Genomic DNA, 5,129 nt, shown 5'->3' on the forward strand with positions numbered 1-5,129 from the left:
GGGATAGCGATGGTGGTGCTGTCGCGGGGAACGGTGTCGCGCGGAACGGGATCCTGCGCGCAAAGGCCCACCGCCCCCAGCAGGACGGCAATCGCGGCTCCCAGCAGGGCGAAGAGCAAACGGCGGCGCATCACGCGGACGGCGCCTCCGCAGCCGCGGCGCGGCCCATCACCCATTCCACGAAGATGCGCGTGGGAACGCCCGTGCCGCCCTTGGTCAGGTACGACACCTTGCCGTCGCCGTACGCTGTTCCCGCCACGTCCAGGTGCACCCACGGCCAATCGCCCACGAACTCGCGCAGGAACCAGCCGGCGGTGATGGCCCCACCCGCGCGCCCACCCGAGTTCTTGATGTCGGCGTAGTCGCTCTTGATCTGCTCGCGGTAGTCGTCGAACATGGGCAGCTGCCAGCAGCGCTCGCCGGTCGCCTCGCCCGCGGCCAGCACCTCGTCGACCAGCGCCTGGTCGTTGCCCATCACCCCCGTGGCCGCGTGGCCCAGCGCCACCACGCAGGCGCCGGTGAGGGTGGCGGCGTCCAGCATGGCGGCGGGGTCGAAGCGCTTGGCGTACGAGATGGCGTCCGCCAGGATCAGCCGTCCCTCCGCATCGGTGTTCACCACCTCGATGGTCTTGCCGCCGTGCGCGCGAAGGATGTCGCCCGGCTTCATGGCGGCGCCGCCCAGCAGGTTCTCCGACGAGGGGACGATGCCGACCACGTTCATGGGAACGTTCAGCTCGGCGATGGCCTGCATTGCCGCGAGCGTGGCCGCGCCGCCGCACATGTCGAACTTCATGTCCTCCATCCCCGCCGCAGGCTTGATGGAGATGCCGCCCGCGTCGAACGTCAGTCCCTTGCCCACGATCACCAGCGGCTTGTCGCCCTCCGCCCCGCCGCGGTGCTCCAGCACGATCAGCCGCGGCTCCTGCTCGCTTCCCTGCGCCACGGCCAGCAGCGCGCCCATCCCCTCGGCGCGCATCTCTTCCGGGCCCAGGATGGTCACCCGCAGCCCCCGCTCGCCGGCGATGCGCTCCGCCGTCTGCGCCAGGTAGGCGGGCGTCGCCACGTTGCCGGGCAGGTTGCCCAGCGTGCGCGCCAGGTTCTCGGCCCGGGCGACGATCTCGCCCACGCGCGCCCCCTCCGCCGCCTCGCCCGCATCCGCGCCCTCGGGGAGCAGGATGGCGGCCTCGTCGACCGAGACGGGAGCGGGCTTCGAGTCATCCGCGGACTTCATCTCCCGGAACTCGTACGCGCCCAGCACCAGCCCCTCGGCCACGGCACGGACGGCCACGCGGTCCGCGATTACGGACGCGGGAAGGGCGAAGGCGACCGACGCCGCGCGCGACTTGGCGGCCTGCTTGGCGGCGGAGCCGGCGGCCCGGCGCAGGCGCTCCGCCGTCAGGTCCGCCGGCTTGCCCACACCCACCAGCAGCACCCGCTCGGCTGGGACGGCGCCCGCGGCGGGAAAAAAGAGCACCGCCTCGCCCATGGTGCCGCGCAGGTCGCCGCGGGTGCGCAGGGCGGCAAGCTGACCGCCCAGCGCCTGATCGAGCGCGGTGAACGCGGCGTCCTGGTCGCCGCCCTCCAGCACGGGCAGGGCGAGCAGCGGGGCGGCATGGCCGGCGGGGTCGGCGCGCAGCGCGGTGATTCTCATGAGCTGGGTTCGGTGATGAAGGACGTCCGTGCGTGGGAGTACCAAGTTCCAAGTACAAAGTGCCAAGTACCAGGTATCCACACTGGGTACTTGGCACTCGGCACTCGGCACCCCCCTTACATGTTCTCGATGATCTTCCGGCCGAACTCGGAGCAGGAAACCTTGGTCGCGCCCTCCATCATCCGCTCGAAGTCGTACGTCACCATCTTCTGGGTGATGGACTGCTCCAGCCCCCTGATGATCAGGTCCGCCGCCTCGCCCCAGCCCATGAAGCGGAGCATCATCTCGCCGGAGAGGATGACGGAGCCCGGGTTCACCATGTCCTTGCCCGCGTACTTGGGCGCCGTGCCGTGCGTGGCCTCGAAGATGGCGTGGCCTGTCAGGTAGTTGATGTTGGCGCCCGGCGCGATGCCGATGCCGCCCACCTGCGCCGCCAGCGCGTCCGACACGTAGTCGCCGTTCAGGTTGAGCGTGGCGATCACGTCGTAGTCGCGCGGCCGGGTGAGGATCTGCTGGAGGAAGGCGTCGGCGATCACGTCCTTCACCATCAGCTCGCGGCCGTCGCGGCGGATCACCTGCCAGGGCCCGCCCTCGTAGTCCACGGCGCCGTACTCGCGCCTGGCGAGCTCGTAGCCCCAGTCGCGGAAGGCGCCCTCGGTGAACTTCATGATGTTGCCCTTGTGCACCAGCGTCAGCGACGAGCGGCCGTTGGCGAACGCGTAGTCCAGCGCCGAGCGGACCAGGCGCTCCGTCCCCTCGCGCGAGACGGGCTTGATGCCGAACCCCGACGTGTCGGGAAAGCGCACCTTCTTGAAGCGCGGGCCGAAGTTCTCGGCCAGCAGCGCGCGGAACTTGGCCGCGTCCTCCGTGCCTTCCTCGAACTCGATGCCGGCGTAGATGTCCTCCGTATTCTCGCGGAAGATCACCATGTCCACGTCGCCCGGTGCCTTCACCGGCGAGGGCACGCCCTCGAACCAGCGCACGGGGCGCACGCAGGCGTACAGGTCCAGCTCCTGGCGCAGCGCCACGTTCAGCGAGCGGATGCCGCCGCCCACGGGGGTGGTCAGCGGGCCCTTGATCCCCACCAGGTACTCGCGGAAGGCGTCCAGCGTGGCCGCGGGGAGCCAGTCGCCCGTCTGGTTGAACGACTTTTCACCCGCCAGCACCTCCATCCACACGATGCGGCGCTCGCCGCCGTAGGCCTTTTCGACCGCGGCGTCGAACACCGGCTGCGAGGCGGCCCAGATGTCGGGGCCGGTGCCGTCGCCCTCGATGAAGGGAAGGACGGGGGTGCTGGGAACCTGCAGCTTCCCATCCTGGATGGTGATGCGCTCGCCGTCCTGCGGAACGGTGGGCTTCCAGTCGCTCGCCATTGCTGTATCTGCGTCAGTGGAGGTGATTGATGCCGAAAACGAAAACCGGGGCGCGGCGGGGAGCCCGCCGCGCCCCGGAAGCGCGAGTCGCGCTGCCCGTCAGCGCTCCGAGATCGGGCGCACCTTCAGGTCGCGCGGGCCGATGTAGTCGCTCCCCGGCCGGATCAGCCGGTTGTCGACGTACTGCTCCATCAGGTGCGCCGTCCACCCCGGCATGCGGGCGATGGCGAACACGGCCGTGAACAGGTCCATCCCGATGCCCAGCGTGGTGTACACCGAGGCCGAGAAGAAGTCGACGTTGGGGTAGATCTTCTTGCCCTTCCGCTCCATCTCCTCGGCCATGACGGCGCGGATGCGGTCGGAAAGGTCCAGCCACCGGGTTTCGCCCGCCTCGGCCATGATCTTGTCGGCCAGCTCGCGCAGCACCGTGGCGCGCGGGTCGGTGGCCTTGTACACGCGGTGGCCGAAGCCCATCACCTTCTTGCCGCTCGACAGGGCGTTCTGCACCCACTCCTTGGGGTCCTGGCCGCTCTCGTCGATCTCGCGCAGCATGTTCATCACCTCGACGTTCGCGCCGCCGTGGCTGGGCCCCTTCAGGGTGCCGATGGCCGAGGTGATGGCGCTGTACACGTCGGACAACGTGCCGGCGGTGACGCGCGCGGCGAAGGTGCTGGCGTTCATGCCGTGCTCGGCGTGCAGCACCAGCGCCACGTCCATGGTGCGGCAGCGGGTGTCGTTGGCCTCTTCGCCGTTCAGCATGTACAGGAAGTTGCCCGCGAAGCTCAGGCCCGGCTTGGGCTGCAGCGGCTCCTTGCCGTTCCGCACGCGATCGAACGCGGCCACGATGGTGGGCGTCTGCGCCGTGAGGAACATCGCCTTGCGGCGCACCGACTCGGGCGAGATGTCGTCCGCGTCCGCATCGAACATCCCGAGCGCCGACACGGCCGTGCGCACGGCGGCCATGGGGTCGGCGTCCCTGGGATAGTTGCGGATCATCTCCAGCACCTCGGGGCGCAGCGCGTACTGCGGCTCCATCTGGGCGCGGAACTCCTCCAGCTGCTGCTGGTTGGGGAGCTCGCCGTTCCACAGGAGGTAGCACACCTCCTCGAAGGTGGAATTGCGGGCGAGGTCGTCGATGTCGTACCCCGCGTAGATCAGCTCTCCCACTTCGCCGTTGATGTCGCTCAGCCGAGACTGTGCGACGACGACCCCCTCGAGACCCTTGGCAGCCATTTCAGCTTTCTCGTAACGCGATTCCGTGACGACTTTCCGGCTCCGCCGCCGGAACGAATGGCGTGCCTCGCAGCACGGTCCGGGCCAACGGAAGCGCCAACATAGCAACGGCCTGCGACGCCCGCAAGCCGCCGCGGCGTGCGGGTTGCGGAGTGCACGGGCGGGGCACGCACGCGCCACTCCGGCGGCCGGAGCGGCGGCCATCCAGCACACGGGCGAACCACGGGCGGCGGTGGAGGCGGCGAGCGACGCGGAGCTGGTTCAGCGGGTGTTGGGCGGCCACGCGCCCACCTACGAAGTCCTGGTGCGCCGGTACCAGGAATCGCTGTTCCGTCACGCCGTAGGGATGGTGGGCGACTCCGACGCCGCGGCCGACCTGGTGCAGGATTCGCTGGTCAAGGCCTACACGCGGCTGGGCACCTGCGACCCCGACCGGTTCGCCGCGTGGCTCTTCCGCATCCTCCGCAATCGCTGCAAGGACTGGCTGAAGAGCCGCCGCCGCCGCGACGTCCCCCTGGTAGACGACGCGCACGCCGCCCCCGCGTCCGACGACCCCCTCCGCACGCTGGAAAGCACCGAACTGGGCCAGGTGGTCTCCGCCGCGCTCGCCCGCCTTCCCGAGGCCCAGCGCGAAGCCTTCCTCCTGAAGCACGTGGAAGGCCGCTCCTACGAGGAAATGGCCGACATGCTGGACACCGGCGTCAGCGCGCTGAAGATGCGGGTGATGCGGGCGCGCGAGGCGCTGCAGGAGATGCTGCGGGAAAAAATCTGAGGGGCGGGAGCGAGAGAGCCTGCCATCCCCGCCTCCGGGTCCGGCGGTTGAAACCGCAGCTGGAACATCACGAAGTCCGCCTGCGCGGACTGCAGGCGCA

The 5,129-nt window shown here is 69.8% G+C and carries 4 protein-coding genes; 1 reads left to right on the plus strand and 3 read right to left on the minus strand.

All coding sequences use genetic code 11. From position 1 onward, the window contains the following. Window positions 1-130: 130 nt before the first annotated feature. The 3 genes from VIB55_RS14760 to VIB55_RS14770 all read right to left on the minus strand — a co-directional run bounded on the left by VIB55_RS14760 (window position 131) and on the right by VIB55_RS14770 (window position 4,257). A complete protein-coding gene (locus VIB55_RS14760) occupies window positions 131-1,651 on the minus strand; it encodes a leucyl aminopeptidase (protein ID WP_331877421.1) in 1,521 nt (506 codons plus the stop codon). Window positions 1,652-1,767: 116 nt separating this feature from the next. Continuing rightward, entirely contained in the window at window positions 1,768-3,024 is a 1,257-nt protein-coding gene (gene icd / locus VIB55_RS14765; RefSeq protein WP_331877422.1) for an NADP-dependent isocitrate dehydrogenase, read from the minus strand. A 99-nt stretch (window positions 3,025-3,123) separates the two neighbouring features. Next, a complete protein-coding gene (locus tag VIB55_RS14770; RefSeq protein WP_331877423.1) occupies window positions 3,124-4,257 on the minus strand; it encodes a citrate/2-methylcitrate synthase in 1,134 nt (377 codons plus the stop codon). A 145-nt stretch (window positions 4,258-4,402) separates the two neighbouring features. On the opposite strand from VIB55_RS14770, the gene VIB55_RS14775 reads away from it, so the two are divergent. Then, window positions 4,403-5,029 (plus strand): RNA polymerase sigma factor, encoded by a 627-nt coding sequence (locus VIB55_RS14775; protein WP_331877424.1) that lies wholly within the window; start codon window positions 4,403-4,405, stop codon window positions 5,027-5,029. Window positions 5,030-5,129 lie beyond the last annotated feature (100 nt).

It is taken from the genome of Longimicrobium sp., from assembly GCF_036554565.1.
Classification (GTDB): domain Bacteria; phylum Gemmatimonadota; class Gemmatimonadetes; order Longimicrobiales; family Longimicrobiaceae; genus Longimicrobium.